Origin of the sequence: Halobacterium sp. CBA1132 (assembly GCF_001485535.1) — an archaeon.
Classification (GTDB): domain Archaea; phylum Halobacteriota; class Halobacteria; order Halobacteriales; family Halobacteriaceae; genus Halobacterium.
In genome coordinates this window covers 396,795-412,722 of the sequence record NZ_BCMZ01000001.1, presented here as the reverse complement: position 1 = coordinate 412,722, position 15,928 = coordinate 396,795, and the positions used below count along the sequence as shown (strand labels likewise).

The window sequence follows — 15,928 nt, the reverse complement described above, 5'->3', positions numbered from 1 at the left end:
CGGGAGCGCATGAGCCTCCGTTCGTCGTACGAATCACTACTCTGGAAGTCGATAGCGCTTGCCGGCGCCGACGGGTCCGTCGAGCGGAAGATGCTGGCCGCGGTCGGCCTGCAGTTCCTCGGCGCCGTCGCGATGGCGGCGTTCGCGCTGTTCGGCACGGGCACAGTGCAACTTCTCGGCGTCGGAGCGACGCTCGCGCTGTCGGTGGTCGCGTTCTTCAACACGTACCTCCTCGCGGAGCGCGACTTCGTCGAACCGCTGGTCGAACTGGAGGCGGCCGCCGACGACATCGCCGCCGGCGAGTTCCAGCGCGCGGACATCCCGGCGTCCGAGCGCACCGACGAGATTGCGGGACTCGTGGCGTCGTTCCAGCGGATGCAGGCGAACCTCGCGACGGCGTCCCGGCAGGCCGACGCGCTCGCTCGACAGGACTTCGACAACACGGCGCTCGACGCGGATGTCCCCGGTCGGTTCGGGGAGAGCATGGCGACGATGGCCGACAGCCTCGAATCCCACACCGAGCAACTGGAAGCCAAGCAAGCCGAACTCCAGCGCCAGTCCGAGCAACTCGAACGGCTCGTGGACGCGCTGTCGGACGCGACCGACGCCGCTCGCAGCGGCGACCTCACGGCCCGCCTCGACCCCGAGGACCTCGACGTCGCGGCCGAACACCGCGCGGTCGTCGAGGACTTCAACGACCTTCTGCGGACGCTCGGGGACACCATCGCGGACATCCAGTCGTTCTCCGAGGACGTGCTGGCGGTCTCCGCGGAGACGGAGTCGCGGGTCGACGACGTCGCCGAGCACAGCGCGGAGGTGAGCACGAGCGTCGACGAGATTGCGGCGGGCGCGAACCAACAGACCACGCAGCTGAACGACGTCGCCGCGGAGATGGACACGGTGTCTGCGACCGTCGAGGAAATCGCCGCGAGCGCCGACGACGTCGCCGAGACAGCGCAGGCGGCCGCCGACCGCGGAGAGGACGGCCGAGCGGAAGTCGAGGACACCATCGAGGCGCTGCGGGGGCTACGAGAGCAGAGTCAGGCGGTCGCGGACACCGTGGAGGAACTCGCCGCGGAGGTCGACCGCATCGACGGCATCACGGAACTCATCGACGACATCGCCGAGGAGACGAACATGCTCGCGCTGAACGCGTCCATCGAGGCCGCGCGCACCGGCGAGGACGGCGACGGGTTCGCGGTGGTCGCCGACGAGGTCAAGAGCCTCGCGGAGGAGACGCGCGAGCAGGCCGCCGACATCTCCGAGTTGGTGGAGACGGTCACACAGCGCGCGGCGGACGCGTCCACGGCCATCGCGGAGGTGGACGCGGAAGTCGAACGCAAAATCAACCGGGCGGAGGGCGTGCTCCGTGACTTCGACGCCATCGTCGACGAGGTGGCGAACGTCAACCACTCCGTGCAGGAGATTTCGGACGCGACCGACCAGGGCGCCCAGTCGGTGACCGACGCCGTCGGGATGGTCGACGAAATCGCGAGCGTCAGCGAGGAGACGGCCAGCGAGGCCGACACGGTCGCGGACAGCGCCGCCGAGCAGACGGAGGCCACCGACGAAGTCGCCGACCGCATGGACGACCTCGCCGGCCGCACGGAGGAACTCGCGGCGCTACTGGACGAGTTCGACGTGCCGGAGGACGCCGGCGTCGACAGAACGGGCGTCGACACGGACAACGCGAGCGGTGACGGTCACACGGGCGCCGCGGCGACCGACGGCGGGCAGCGCGGGGGATTCGACTGGGGAGAATAGGAGAGACGACCGAGCTACAGGAGCGCGGCGAACACGGAGAGGAAGCCGCTGGCGCCGTCGCCGCTGGCAGGGACGAGCGCCTGAATGCCGAACAGGGTCGCGTTGTACAGGCCGTGACAGAGCGCGGGGACGACGAGGTTCTCGGTGCGTTCGTAGACGACGCCGAACACGATACTCGGCACGGAGAGGATGCTGATGGTGAGTGCGGCGGCTTGGAGGCTCCCGGACAGCGAGAGGATGTGCGCGGGCGCGAACATTGCGGTGGCGAGGAGGATGGCGCCGGCCGCCGAGAAGTGCCGGCGCAGCGACCCCTGGATGATGCCGCGGAACAGGAGTTCCTCGCCCGGGCCGATGAGCAATATGGAGAGCGGAATCATCCAGACGAGCAGGCCGCTGTCGGCGGCAGCCTGCGCGCCCTCGTTGGACGCCGGTTCGGTCGTGAACAGGGTGGTGACGACGACGAGCGCGACGACCACGAGGCCGAACGCGGTGAGGTAGCCGCCGACAATGTAGCCGGCGTCCCGGAGCGACGGCACGGAGACGGGCACGAAGTCGAAGGAGAACCCCGAGTACCGGACGTACGCGCACGCGACCAGTGAGAAACCGATTCCCTGCAGGCCCACCAGACCGAGCACGAGGAGCGCGGCCGTCGTGAGTTCGAAGCCGAGCGCGACCCAGACGCCCATCAGGACCAGCGTGACGGCGATGCCGACGGCGAACCCGAGGACGGCGACGCCGAACGCCACGAGGACGGCGCGCAGTTTCGAGCGGGAGGTGGGCGCGCCGCCGTCGTCGGACGGCGACGGCATGTCCGCGTCAGTGGAGAGCGAATCCATGCACCACCGTTCGTCGCGGGCAGCGAAAAACCCCGGGGACGGGCGGCGCACGGCTGTCCGGCGACCGGCTACTCGTCGCGCTGCCGGAGTTCCTCGCGGAGCGCGTCGACTTGGCCTTCGAGGTTGGCGACGCGGGATTCCAGTTCCTCGGTTCGGTCGCTGCCGCGACCGCCGAACGCGATTCGACCGATGGCGACGACGACGACTGCGACGACGGCGAACGACACCAGTATCATGAACATGACTGCGAGTTCCATACCACCGGGGAGACCACCGACGAATGCGGGGAGCATCACGCTCAGCCTACATCCGTCGGCGTCTTAAGTGAATCCCCGAGGTGCGGGCTACGAGAACTCCGAGAGGTCGCTCTGGACGCCCGCGACCATGCTGGACTTCCGGCGCAGCGCGGCCAGCGAGACCGGGAGGCGGTCGACAATTTCGCGGACCGCGCCGTGGAACGTCTCGGATTCGCCGGGTTCGGTGTCGAAGGCGTTGCGAACGCTCTCGCGGACCTGCCAGACGCCGACGGGCGCCCAGTAGTCGTCGCTGACCTCGCGGAGGACGAGCGCCTTCGCCTGCCGGCCGATGTTGTCGAGGTGTTCGAGGACGCCGAGTCGGGACGCGTAGTACGCGCCCGCCGTCTCGTCGACGTACCCCGTGCGGCCCCCGTAGCCCTCGCTCGCGGACGCCATCCAGATGTCGCCCGCGGGGTCGGGGTTCCAGATGCTGCCCGGCGCCTTCATCTCCACGAGCTCGTACTCCCACGAACCGGGCGCGAGAATTACCCAGTAGCGGTTCCCCATGTACTCGTTGACGTGGACCGTCACCTGATTCACGCTCGGGTTGTCCCGAATCTTCCCGCGGAGGAACTGCCCAATCGTGTCGTCGACGGCCGTAATCGACCACCGGGTCGGGACGAGTCGGCGGTGGTCGGCCTGCCCGAGCGCGCCCACGGAGAGCACGCGGTTGATGTCGTAGACGTCGAAACCGCGGCGGTAGAGGTACGTCATCGCGCCCTCCGCCGCCCAGTCGTCGTCCTCGAGGGTCTTCTCGACGTACCGCGGCACGTGGGGGTTCTCGGTGAGCGCCGCTGACTCGGCGCTCGCGTTCGGCCCGGAAGGAGCGTTCGCCGCGGGGTTCGTGTACTCGTCCGGGTCGAAGTCCGGGGTGTCGGAGAGCCCGATTTCGACGTCCACGGGCCGGTCGGCCATCGCGACCTCGCGCTGCGTGCCGACGAAGCCGTCCCAGACGTCGTGGACGTTCACGTTCGCGGAGCGCCGCGAGTTCAGCAGGCCCGTCCGGTACTGGAGCACGTTGTCGATGTCCAAGCCCTGCTGGTACCACTCGCCGCTGGTGGCGTACTCCTCGGGGTCGGCGCCGCCCGCGACTGGCGAGAGGATGCCCGCGGAGACGTTCGGGTACGACGACCGCCCGACGAACACCGACGGCGCGGTCGCGCCGACGAGCGTGTCCCCCTGCACGGCGGACTCGAAGCCGGATTCGACGTCGTCGAGGTACTCCAAGACCTCGTAGGACTTCTCCTCGGCGAGCTGGCGCCGCTGGACCGACTCGTCGGGCTGGAGTCCCTCGATGTAGTCGTCGAGACGCACGTCGACTAGTTGCGCGGGCGTCCACTTACCCGCTTCGCCGCGCACTCACAGCGACCAGAAGTCAACGGCAGATACAAATCAATCGTTTCGGGAATGGGGAGAATTCTGTGTAAGTAGATGATTTGGAGAGAGTACATAGAGATATGTTTCGTTCTCACTCTGTATCCAGGTCGTTTGCCGAAATTTATTTATACACAGCGCCCATGGTATGTGGTAACATGAGTGTCGTGGAGCAACTCCGGGTACGCGTCGAGGACTCGCCGACCGAATTCGAGTGCGGGATCTGCGCGGCCCGTTACGAGCGCCAACGCCTGAACTGCCCGGCCTGCGGCAGCGGCGAGTTCAGAGAAGTATAGCGGCTAGTCCGCCTGCATCTGCCACTCGCGGACGTTGTCCGCGCTCACGCCAGACACCGACTCGGCCACCTCGTCGGCGTCCGCAGACGCCAGGTCGCCGACGTCCTCGATGCCCGCTTCTTCGAGTTTCTCCGCGGTCGCGGGGCCGATACCGTCCAGCGCCTCCACGCCCTGTTTGCGCTGGCGCTGCTGGTACTCCTCGTAGTTACAGATGGGACACCCCAGTTCCCAGGGTTCCTCGTCGTCGCCGTCGTGGACGACGAGTTCGGGGAGGTCGTGCTCGTCGCAGTACGTGTCGGTAATCTCGATGTCGCCGCGGCGCGGGAGCGGCAGCGAGTAGTCGCAGTCCGGGTAGCGCGTACAGCCGACCAGCCGGCTGCCCGTCTGGAGCTGCTTGATGGCGAGTTCGCCGCCTTCTTCGGCACCGCATTCGGGGCACGCGCCGATGACGCGGTCCTCGCTCTCCTCGGCTTCCTCGGCCGCGCACAGCGGGCAGCCGTGGACGAACGTGTCCCGGCCCGCGAGCATCTTCACCTCGTGGAGACCGTGCTCCTCGCAGGTCTCCTCGAGGACGAGCGGTTCGCCCGTGGAGGGTAACGGGAGCGTGAACCGGCACTCGGGGTAGCCGTCGCAGCCCACGAAGTACGAGCCCGTCCGGGAGCGCCGCACGAGCAGCGTGTCGCCGCACTCGGGGCACTCGCCGAGCGTCTTGTCCGCCTTCAGGGAGTCGCGGAGGTGGTCGCCGATCTCCTCCCGGGAGTCGGTGAGCTCGTCGAAGACGCGGTCCAGAATCTCGCGGGACTCCGCGGTGACCTCGTCGAGTGACTTCTCGCCCTCGGCGATGGCGGTCATGTCGCCCTCCAGTTCGCTGGTCATCTGCTCGCTGACCACGAGGTCGGCGTACTCCTCGGCGGCCTCCACGACCGCCTTCGCCAGCGTCGTCGGCCGCGGCGGGTCGCCCTCGATGTAGCCGCGGTCGTAGAGCTTCTCGATGGTGTTGTGGCGCGTAGAGTTGTGGACGACAACTCCGCCTTCGACCGCGAAGTTCGGTGCGGTCTCGTCGATAGTCAGGTCGTAGACTGCGCCGTCGTACTCGCACTCCGAAACGGCGGTTACCGTCGCCGTCGACGGATGTCCGCGAATCGTCGCGTACACCGATTCGTCGAACCCGTCGGCAGTGTACCGGAACGTCCGGTTGTCGTCGTGGCTCCGGTTGCTCCCCTCGATGTGTTTGCCGACGTATCCTTCCTCGTCGAGCTCGGAAAGCGCGTTCCGCACGACGTCGACGGTCACTCCGAGTTCGTCGGCTAACTCGAAAGTCGTGTGTTCCGCCTCCGAGAGCGCTTCGAGAATCCGAGATTTCCGAGTGGTGACGTGGTAGTCTTCGAGTCGAGACAGGCCGCGGTAGAACTTCTCGTCGGCGGCAATCGGAACTTCGTCCAAGAACCGTTCGAGGTCGTGACGCCCCCTGACATAGAGTTTGTGTTGGGACTTGTTTAGTGTCGAATCGATACCGTGGCGTTCCAGTATTTCCTCGACACCACTGAGCAAGTCGTGGTCGATGTTGGAGATGAAGGCTTTCCCGTCCGTCGAAATATGGCCTTCATCGTCGAACAGCGCGCCGACGAAGACGGGTTCGAGCACGTCGGGAACCGCCGGGCAGCCGTCCTCGCGAACGTCATCGAGGACGAACTGGAGCATTCGAGCGACCACACTCGGAACGTGAACCTGGTACTTCTCCTTGTGGTGGTCCTCGCGTCCATCGCGTGCCGAAACAGCCGGTTTGACGTCGAACAGCGTTTCGATGTCGTCTACGAAACGCTCGATGAGGCGCTCGTCGGTGTTGTGGTATCTGATATCGACGACGTTCTCGTCTTCGTTGACGTGAACCGACCCGTCGCCCAACAGGCAGCCGAGCACTCGTGCCAGTTCGGGCGACCAGTCGAGCGGGAACGGATTCTGAACGGAGACATCGTAGTTCAGGCCGTGAATTTCGTCGGGTCGTACATCTATCCGTCCAAGAATCCACACTGGAACGTCCTTGTCGCCGTTCTCATACCGAGTGACCTGCGGCCGGTGGGTGCCGACTCGTTCGGCGAACTCGGCCTGTGTCTCCGCTGCCGCTTTTCGGTGTTTACGGAGTGCGTCACCGCAATCGACCCCGTAAAGCTTCGATTTCTTATCACAAGCCGCTGCAAACTCTGACCACGTAGCGACCGTCGTCGATACATCCACGTCGTCGCTCGCAGCACGACGCGCGGTGAGGAGTTCGTCACCCTCGTCAATCGCAACGAGCGGCTTCACTTCGAACGTGTCGCCGGAGTGCGTATAAACGGGATGTTCGCTCGTCGCCTCGAAGGATCCCGCATTCGTTTCGACCCGGAACACGCGTTCGTCGTCGTCAAGCGGACGCTCACTGACGAGCGTCTGTTCGCGCTCCGTAGTCCGACCGGTTCCTTCCTCGAAGGAGAGGGTAGTCGGTCCATCCTCCGCGACGGCGATATCTGTATCCCCGTCAGCAAGCGCTACACGGCCCGAATCGAACAGTTCGGCAATCGGAACGCGCTCGATGTCGCCAGACTCATGACGGACGAGAACCCGACTATCTCCAGTCAGACACTTCGTCCCGATGCCCATGTCCTCCATCGTCTCGATGAGCCGGCTCTGGCCGTACCGGCGCGGCGGCTGGGTCTGCTTGGCCTCCATCCGCGGGTCGGTGAGGTCGAGGTGTTCGCCCTCGTCGACGTCCGGCACGTAGTTCTCGCTCGTGTTGAAGTACGGGTAGACCGCGTGGTAGCCCTCTTCGAGGAGGCGCTTGCCGTTCGCTTTGAGGGATTCGCCGTCGGCGTCCGCGACCACGCGCAGGTGCTCCCAGACGGCGGGCTCCGCGAGCGTCGCGAAGAACCGCCGCACGACGAGCTCGTACACCTCCCACTCGTCCTCGGAGAGCTTGTTCCGGTCGGGGAAGTCCGGCGTCGGGTGAATCGGCGGGTGGTCGGTCGTCTCCTCGTCGCCCTCCGTCGGCGAGAGGTCGTCCCGTTCGAGCAGCATCTCGGCGTCGTCGCCGAATATCGTCTGCTCGAACTCCCCGAGCAGGTCGCGCTCGTCCAAGTCCTCGGGGTAGACGGTGTTGTCCGTCCGCGGGTACGTGATGTAGCCCGCCGTGTAGAGGTCCTCGGCGATGCTCATCGCGCGGCCCGCAGAGTACCCCAGCGACCCCGCGGCGCGGATGAACTGCGTGGTGTTGAACGGCGCCGGCGGGTCGTCGCTGCGCGTGCGCCGCGACACCGACTGGACGACCGCCTCGCCGGCCTCCCGGAGCACCGAGAACGCGCGCTCGGCGGCGTCCTCGTCCCAGACGCGCTCGGCCTCGTTACCGTCCTCGCCCTCGTAGAAGTACTGCGCCTCGAACGTCGTGTCGTCCTTGGCGAGGTCCGCGAACAGCTCCCAGTAGTCGTCCGGCTCGAAGGCCTCGATTTCGCGCTCCTTGTCCACGATGAGCTTCAGCGTCGGGGACTGCACGCGCCCGACGGAGATGAAGTCCTCGCCCATCTGCCGGGCGGACAGCGAGAGGAATCGCGTGAGTGCGGCGCCCCACACGAGGTCGATGATTTGGCGGGCCTCGCCCGCCGCGGCGAGGTCGAAGTCCACCTCGTCGGGGTCCGCGAACGCGGACTTGACCTCGTTGTCCGTGATCGAGGAGAAGCGCACGCGCTGGATGGGCGCCTCCTCGTTGACCTCGCGGACGAGTTCGTAGGCTTCCTTCCCGATGAGTTCGCCCTCGCGGTCGTAGTCAGTCGCGATGACGACGTTGTCGGCCTCGCGAGCGAGGCGCTGGAGCGCGTTCACGATGTCCTCCTGGGTCGGCTCCTTCACGACGTCGGCGTGCACGAGTTCGGCTGGCTCGACGTCCCGCCAGTCCGAGTACTCGGCGGGGAAGTCGACGCCGACGACGTGGCCCGAGAGGCCGATGCAGCGGCGGCCCCCCCACTCGTAGACGTTGACGCCCGCAGTCGTGTCCGTCGTTGCCCCTCCCTCCGAGAGGATGTCGGCGATGCGTCGCGCGGCGTTGTTCTTCTCTGTGACGATGAGTTCCACGGTGTACCTCCACCTGCCGAGGTGGTCGTTGCGAACGGTTACGCCGCAACCGCGGGTAAAGATTTCGGGACCGGGAACCGCAAGCAGGCGACGGGACAAGGCGCGCTCGCGGCCGGCCGCGAGTGCGGGTACTCGCGCGGCGTGCGAGCACGCGCAACGACTAACCCCGGCCGGACGGAACGACGACTGTGAACCGACGAACGCTGACCCAGTGGTTCGGCGCGGCGCTGTTCGCGTTCGCCGCGGTCGCGCTCGCGGCGACGTTCCCGGCCGACGGACCGCTCGCCGTCCAGATGGTGCTCATGGCGCTCGCCGGCGCGCTCATGTTCGCCGGGGGCGTCACCGACCGCGTGCGGTGGTCGCTGCTCGCGGGACTGGCGAACGTCGCACTCGGGCTCTCGCTGGTCGTCTCCGGCGTCACGACTCTCGACGACCAGCCGGGAGCCGGCGACCTCGCGTACGCCGCGCTCGTCGCCGTCGGCGGCCTCACGCTCGCGGCAATCGGCGTACTCTACGTCATCGACCACGACTCTTTCGACACCGAAGCGTAGCCGCGCGTCGACGAAAACGAGAAGCGAGCCGCGTCGGTGCCGACAGCCTACTCCAACTGTTCGCGCAGCAGTTCGTTCACTTGGCCGGGGTCCGCGCTCCCGCCGGTCTTCCCCATCACCTGCCCGACGAGGAAGTTCAGCGCGCCGCCCTCCCCGGCGTGGTAGTCCTCGACGGCGTCCGGGTTCTCGTCGATAGCCTCGGCGACGGCCGCCTCGACCTCGCCGCCCGTGGTCTTCCCGAGGTCCTCGGCCTCGACAATCTCGTCTGGACTGCGACCCTCGTCGAGCATCTCCCGAAGCACGACCTCCTCGGCGTTCTTCGCCGTGATCTCGTCCTCCGCGACGAGTTCCACGAGGCGCTCGAACTCGCCGAGACGGTCGGTGATGTCCCCGACTTCCAGCCCGCGGTAGTTGAGTTCGCCGAGGACGTTGTCCGCGACCCACGTCGCCGCCAGCCCGGGGTCGTACTCGTCGGCGAGTTCCTCGAAGAGGTCCGCGACGGCCTTCCGCGACGTGAGCTTCGACGCCGTTTCCGCGCCGACGCCGTACTCCTCGCGGAAGCGCTCGCGGCGCGCGTCCGGCAGCTCCGGAATCGGAATCTCGTCCTTCCAGTCCGAGACTTCGAGCGGCGGGATGTCCGCCTCCCGGAAGTAGCGGTAGTCCTTCTCCTCCTCCTTCGAGCGCATCGACACCGTGATGCCCCGGCTCTCGTCCCAGTGGCGGGTCTCCTGTTCGACCTCGCGGCCGCGCTGAATCTGGTTGCGCTGGCGCGTAATCTCGTAGGACAGCGCCTTCTGTGCGCCCTTGTGACTGGAGATGTTCTTCACCTCCGTGCGGTTGGCGGCTTCCAGCGCCTCGTCGCTGATGCCGCCCTCTAGTTTCTCGGCGTCGACCATCGAGATGTTGGCGTCCACGCGCAGACTGCCGTCGCGCTCCGCGTCGAAGATGCCCAAATATTCGAGGACGTCGGTGAGTTTCGCGAGGAACGCGCGCGCCTCGTCGGCGCTCCGGAAGTCCGGGCGCGTGACGATTTCCATCAGCGGCGTGCCCGCGCGGTTGTAGTCGACGAGCGTGTAGTCGGCGGTGTCGATGCTGCCGCCGACGTGCTGGAGGCTCCCCGGGTCCTCTTCGAGGTGCGCGCGCTCGATGCCGATTTCGCGGCGCTCGTCCTCGACGGTCACGTCGAGTTCGCCGTCCTGGCAGATGGGCGCGTCGTACTGCGTGATCTGGAAGCCCTTCGGCAGGTCGGGATAGAAGTAGTTCTTCCGGTGGAAGCGGGTTCGCTCGGGGATTTCCGCGTCGATTGCCTTCCCGAGTTTCACCGCGGCCTCGACGGCGCCCTCGTTCAGCACCGGGAGCGCGCCCGGGAGCCCGAGGCACACCGGACACGTGTGCGTGTTCGGCTCCGCGTCGTCGGTGTCGGTCGAACACCCACAGAATATCTTGGTGTCCGTCTCCAGTTGCACGTGGACCTCCAGCCCGATGACCGCGGCGAGGTCCTGCGTGGCGGACTGCGTACTCATTACGCCACGATTCGAGGGGTGGCCGCTTAGGGCTAACGAAGGGGCCACGCGGGCGGCCCCCGCGCGACCCGCCGAAGTTGTCTGACGCGCGTCCGACCTATACTTATCCGTCTCGCGTCCCGTTCAGAACGTATGACTGACGACACCGACGTCGAGGAACTCGAACAGCGCGTCGAAGAACTGGAGGCCACCGTCCGCGGACTCACCGAGGAACTCGTGGACGCCAGCGAGCGCATCCGCACGCTGGAGGCTGAACTGGACCGCACGCCGAGTACGGAGGAACTCCGGGAATCCCGCGAGGGCGGCGTCATCGAGCCCGACGACGAGGACGACAGCGAGGCAGGCGAAGCGACTAAACCTGTGGACGGCGACGCTGACGACAACGAGGAGTCGGGCCTCGACGACATCATCGTCGCGTAGGCCGCTCCCCTCCCCAGCATGTACATCGACGAAATCGTCCTCCAGAACTTCAAGAGCTTCGCCGGGACGACGCGCATCCCGTTCTACGAGGACTTCACGACGATTAGCGGCCCGAACGGCTCCGGGAAGTCCAACATCATCGACGCGGTGTTGTTCGCGCTCGGCCTCGCGCGCACCTCGGGGATGCGCGCGGAGAAGCTCACGGACCTCATCTACAACCCCAGCCACGAGGGCGACGACGAGTCCGCCGGCCCGAAGGAGGCCAGCGTCGAGGTCGTGTTGAACAACGGCGACGGCACGCTCTCGCGCTCGCAAGTCGAGACCGCCGCCGGCTCCGAGAAGGTCGGCGATGTCGACACCATCACCGTCAAGCGCCGCGTGAAACGCACCGACGACAACTACTACTCGTACTACTACCTGAACGGGCGCTCGGTGAACCTCTCGGACATCCGCGACCTGCTCGCGCAGGCGGGCGTCGCGCCCGAGGGGTACAACGTCGTGATGCAGGGCGACGTCACCGGCATCATCAACATGACGCCGGGCGAGCGCCGCGAGATCGTCGACGAGATCGCGGGCGTCGCGGAGTTCGACGCGAAGAAGGCCGACGCCCACGAGGAACTGGAGGTCGTCCAAGAGCGCGTCGACGAGGCCGACCTCCGCATCGAGGAGAAGCAGGACCGCCTCGACCAGTTGGCCGACGAGCGCGAGACCGCGCTCGAATATCAGGGGTTGCGGGACGAGAAACAGGAGTACGAGAGCTACGCGAAGGCCGCCGAGTTGGAGGAGAAGCGCGAGGACCTCGACGCGACGCGCAGCGACATCGACGAACGCGAGGACGAACTCGCGGAACTCCGGGAGGAACTGGACGAGCGCCGCGGCACCGTGCTCCGCCTCGAAGAGGACCTCGAGGACCTGAACGCGGAAATCGAGCGGAAGGGCGAGGACGAGCAGCTCGCCATCAAGCGCGAGATGGAGGAAGTGAAAGGCGACATCTCGCGCCTCGAGGACAAGGTCGAGGCCGCCGAGGAGCGCATCGAGGACGCGGAGAACGAGCGCCGACAGGCGTTCGTCGAAATCGACCGCAAGCAGGAGCAAATCGACGACCTCGAAGGCGACATCAAGGACTTGAAAGTCGAGAAGGCGTCGGTGAAGGCGGACATCCAGAGCCGGGAGTCCGACCTCGCGGACGTCGAAGCGGAAATCGAGTCCGTGGACACCGAGTTCGACGAACTGAAAGCCGAACTCGCCGAGAAGAAAGCGGAGTTGGAGGACGCGAAGAGCGAGCGCAACGACCTCCAGCGCGAGCAGGACCGCCTGCTGGACGAGGCCAAGCGGCGCTCGGACGCGGTCGACGAAGCCGAAGCAGACCTCGAAGACGCCCGCGAGCGCCTCCCGGAGTTGGACGCGACCCTCGACGACCTCGAAGACGAACTCGCGAAGGCGAAGCGGAACCGCGAGCAAATCGTGGAGGTCGTCGAGGACCTCAAACAGGAGAAGCGCGAGCGCCAGGACGACCTCGACGAGGTCGAGGACGACCTCTCGGCGGCCCAAGAGGAGTACGCGCGCCTCGAAGCGCAGGCCAACGAGTCCGGAGACTCGTCGTACGGGAAGGCCGTCACTACGATTCTGAACAGCGACGTCGAGGGCGTCCACGGCACGGTCGGCCAACTCGGCGGCGTCAGCGAGCAGTACGCGACCGCCTGTGAGACGGCCGCTGGCGGCCGCCTCGCGAACGTGGTCGTGGACGACGACGGCACGGGCCAGCGCTGCATCGAGTACCTCAAGCAGCGCAACGCGGGCCGCGCGACGATGCTCCCCATCACGAAGATGCGCCACCGCTCGCTGCCGAGCACGCCGGAGATGCCGGGCGTGGTGGACTTCGCGTACAACCTCGTGGACTTCGACGAGCAGTACGAGCCCATCTTCTCGTACGTGCTCGGGGACACGCTCGTCGTGGAGAACATGGAGACCGCTCGCGACCTGATGGGCGACTATCGACTCGTCACGCTCTCCGGGGAACTCGTCGAGAAGTCCGGCGCGATGACAGGGGGGTCGCGGTCGGGTTCGCGGTACTCGTTCTCCAAATCCGGGAAAGGACAGTTGGAGCGCGTCGCCGAGCGCATCCAGCGCCTCGAAGACGACCGCGCCGAACTCCGGGAGGACGTCCGCGAAATCGACGACCGCTTGGAGGACGCCCGCGACCGGCGGCAGGACGCCACCGACCAAGTGCGGTCGCTGCAGAACGACGTGGAAGCCACGGAGAGCGAGCGCGAGGACGTCGAAGAGCGCATCGACGAGCTGGAGGCGAAAATCGAGGAGCTACGGGGCGAACGCGAGGACGTCGACGAGCAGATGCAGGCCATCGAAGACGACATCTCCGCGAAGCAGGAGGACATCGCGGCGCTCGAAGCGGACATCGAGGAACTCGAGGACGAACTCGCGGACTCGAAGATTCCCGAACTCACCGCCGAGAAGGAGGACATCGAGGCCGACATCGCTGACCTGCAGTCCCGCGTGGACGACCTCGACGGCGAACTGAACAGCCTCCAGTTGGAGAAGGAGTACGCCGAGGACGCCGTCGAGGACCTCCACGACGACATCGAGGAGGCGCAGAACGAGAAGGCCGAGCAGGAGCAGCGTATCAGTGACCTCCGCGAACAAATCGAGGCCAAAGAGGAGACGCTCGCGGAGAAGGAGGAAGCCGTCGCTGCGTTGGAGGAGGAGTTAGCGGACCTCAAGAGCGAGCGGGAGGACCTCAAAGACGACCTCAGGGAAGCGAAGGCGGCTCGCGACGAACAGGCCAGCGAGGTCGAGACAGTCGAGAACCGGCTGGAGAGTCTTCGGCGGGCGGAGGCGCGGCTCACCGAGGAAATCGACGACCTCGAGGACGCCGTTGGCGACTACGACCCCGAGGAGATTCCGGACCTCGACGAGGTCGAGGAGAACGTCGCGCGCCTCGAACGGCAGATGGAGGCCTTAGAACCGGTGAACATGAAGGCTATCGACGAGTACGACGACGTCGAGTCCGACCTCGACGACTTGGAGGACAAGCGGGCGACGCTCGTCGAGGAGCGCGACGGCATCCAGGACCGCATCGACCACTACGACGAGCAGAAGAAGTCGACGTTCATGGACGCCTTCGACGCCATCAACGACCAGTTCCAGCGCATCTTCTCGCGGCTCTCCGCGGGCACGGGCGAACTCGAACTGGAGAACCCCGAGGACCCCTTCGAGGGCGGGCTGACGATGAAAGCCCAGCCCGCGGACAAGCCCGTCCAGCGGCTGGACGCGATGAGCGGCGGGGAGAAGTCCCTGACCGCGCTGGCGTTCATCTTCGGCATCCAGCGCCACAACCCCGCGCCGTTCTACGCGCTCGACGAGGTGGACGCGTTCCTCGACGCCGTCAACGCCGACCGCGTCGGTGAACTCGTCGACGAACTCGCGGGGGACGCCCAGTTCGTCGTCGTGAGCCACCGCTCGGCGATGCTCGACCGCTCCGAGCGCGCCATCGGCGTGACGATGCAGGAGGACAACCGCAGCATCGTCACGGGCATCGACCTCTCCGCCCAGGGGGCAGTTGCGAATGACTGACGAAACCGACGACTCCGACGACGTCCCGCTCGACGTCACGGGCCACGAGGACCGGAAAGCGGAGCGCGAAAGCGAGAGCGCGCCCGACGGCGGACTGACGACCGCGGACGCGCCCGGAGACGACACGCCGGACAGCGCGGCGGAACTCATCGCGGAGTCGCCGGCCGACCCCGAGGCGAACCCCGAAGACGAGGTCGAGCCCGTGGAGTTGCTCGTGCAGCTCGCGAAGAACGGCGAAATCGAGCCGTGGGACATCGATATCGTCGCGGTGACGGACAAGTTCCTCGAAGCGCTCGACGAGGCCGACCTGCGGACGTCGGGGCGGGCGCTGTTCTACGCGAGCGTACTGTTGCGGATGAAGAGCGACGCGATGCTCGACGCCGGCGACGACGAACCCGAGGAGGAAGAAGAGGTCGAGCGGCCGCCGTGGGAGGCGCCGCCCGACGAGGACGGCCGGCCGGCCTACGACCCCGTGGACGCGCTCGAATCCGAGATGGACCGCCGGCTGGAGCGCAAGCACGCCCGCGGCAACCCGGAGACGCTGGACGAACTCGTGCGCGACCTGCGGGAGGCCGAGCGCGGATCGTGGTGGAAAGAATCCCGCGAGTACGACACCAGCGACTCCCCGAAGGGGTTCCGGCGCGGCGTCCAAGAGCTGGACTATCGGTCGGGCGACGAATTCCGGATGGACGACGAGCCGACCGCCGAGGACGCGCTCGGGAACGCCCACGAGGAGGACATCGAGGCGACAATCGAGGATGTTCGCGCGGTGCTGGACGAGCAGTACGGCGGCGGGCGCACGGAAGTGCTGTACGAGGAAGTCGCCGAGGCGGGCGAGTCGCGCGTGCAGACGTTCCTCGCGTTGCTGTTTCTCGCGCACCGCGGCGCGGTCACGCTCGAACAGGACGACCTGTTCGGCGACCTCTGGGTCTGTGAGAACGCGGGGACGGACGCCGCGATCTAGCGCTTCTCGACGCCGAACTTCCCTTTCAGGTAGAGCGCGCCGACGATGGCGACGAACAGGGCGACCAGCGACAGGTCGTAGGAGATGTCGACGACGCCGACGGCGTCGAGCGCGACGACGACCGCGGCGGCGGCCACCAGCCCGTAGACGAACAGCGCGTCCTCGCGGACCTCGGAGAGCGAGCGCATCACCGGATCGAGTCAGCCGCGGAGAAT

11 protein-coding genes are annotated in these 15,928 nt (G+C 66.8%); 5 read left to right on the top strand and 6 right to left on the bottom strand.

The features are described 5' to 3' along the window. The first annotated feature begins 9 nt into the window (after positions 1–9). Positions 10–1,764 carry a methyl-accepting chemotaxis protein gene (locus tag AVZ66_RS02060; protein WP_082678747.1) on the top strand — a complete coding sequence of 585 codons (1,755 nt, stop codon included), beginning with the start codon at positions 10–12 and terminating at the stop codon, positions 1,762–1,764. A gap of 14 nt (positions 1,765–1,778) precedes the next feature. Here AVZ66_RS02060 and AVZ66_RS02055 read toward each other — a convergent pair whose 3' ends face one another. The 4 genes from AVZ66_RS02055 to AVZ66_RS02040 form a co-directional block, all read right to left on the bottom strand. Continuing rightward, positions 1,779–2,600, bottom strand: a complete 822-nt coding sequence (locus tag AVZ66_RS02055; protein ID WP_231727061.1) for a CPBP family intramembrane glutamic endopeptidase — start codon at positions 2,598–2,600, stop codon at positions 1,779–1,781. A gap of 68 nt (positions 2,601–2,668) precedes the next feature. After that, positions 2,669–2,857 carry a hypothetical protein gene (locus AVZ66_RS02050; RefSeq protein ID WP_231727060.1) on the bottom strand — a complete coding sequence of 63 codons (189 nt, stop codon included), beginning with the start codon at positions 2,855–2,857 and terminating at the stop codon, positions 2,669–2,671. A gap of 87 nt (positions 2,858–2,944) precedes the next feature. After that, the gene (gene nreA / locus AVZ66_RS02045; RefSeq protein ID WP_058984607.1) at positions 2,945–4,210 is read right to left on the bottom strand and encodes a DNA repair protein NreA; all 1,266 of its coding nucleotides are present in this window, start codon (positions 4,208–4,210) and stop codon (positions 2,945–2,947) included. Positions 4,211–4,569: 359 nt separating this feature from the next. Then, positions 4,570–8,664 (bottom strand): DNA topoisomerase I, encoded by a 4,095-nt coding sequence (locus tag AVZ66_RS02040; RefSeq protein ID WP_058981325.1) that lies wholly within the window; start codon positions 8,662–8,664, stop codon positions 4,570–4,572. A 188-nt stretch (positions 8,665–8,852) separates the two neighbouring features. Between AVZ66_RS02040 and AVZ66_RS02035 the strand changes: the two genes are divergently transcribed. Then, on the top strand, positions 8,853–9,215 hold the full coding sequence (locus tag AVZ66_RS02035) for a hypothetical protein (RefSeq protein WP_058981323.1): 363 nt from the start codon (positions 8,853–8,855) through the stop codon (positions 9,213–9,215). Positions 9,216–9,262: 47 nt separating this feature from the next. Here the strand turns inward: AVZ66_RS02035 and gatB are convergent, their stop codons facing one another. Beyond that, positions 9,263–10,738 carry an Asp-tRNA(Asn)/Glu-tRNA(Gln) amidotransferase subunit GatB gene (gene gatB / locus AVZ66_RS02030; RefSeq protein WP_058981321.1) on the bottom strand — a complete coding sequence of 492 codons (1,476 nt, stop codon included), beginning with the start codon at positions 10,736–10,738 and terminating at the stop codon, positions 9,263–9,265. A gap of 132 nt (positions 10,739–10,870) precedes the next feature. On the opposite strand from gatB, the gene AVZ66_RS02025 reads away from it, so the two are divergent. From AVZ66_RS02025 to AVZ66_RS02015, 3 genes are read left to right on the top strand one after another with little or no spacing between them, the layout of a single operon-like run. Beyond that, positions 10,871–11,158, top strand: a complete 288-nt coding sequence (locus AVZ66_RS02025) for a hypothetical protein (protein WP_058981319.1) — start codon at positions 10,871–10,873, stop codon at positions 11,156–11,158. A gap of 18 nt (positions 11,159–11,176) precedes the next feature. Then, entirely contained in the window at positions 11,177–14,749 is a 3,573-nt protein-coding gene (gene smc, locus AVZ66_RS02020) for a chromosome segregation protein SMC (protein WP_058981317.1), read from the top strand. Next, on the top strand, positions 14,742–15,713 hold the full coding sequence (locus tag AVZ66_RS02015) for a ScpA family protein (protein ID WP_058981315.1): 972 nt from the start codon (positions 14,742–14,744) through the stop codon (positions 15,711–15,713). Before smc ends, AVZ66_RS02015 begins: the two co-directional genes overlap by 8 nt. Here AVZ66_RS02015 and AVZ66_RS02010 read toward each other — a convergent pair. Beyond that, positions 15,710–15,901: a hypothetical protein gene (locus tag AVZ66_RS02010; RefSeq protein WP_058981313.1), complete on the bottom strand. Its 192-nt coding sequence runs from the start codon at positions 15,899–15,901 to the stop codon at positions 15,710–15,712. The genes AVZ66_RS02015 and AVZ66_RS02010 overlap by 4 nt on opposite strands. Between the last annotated feature and the right edge of the window lie 27 nt (positions 15,902–15,928).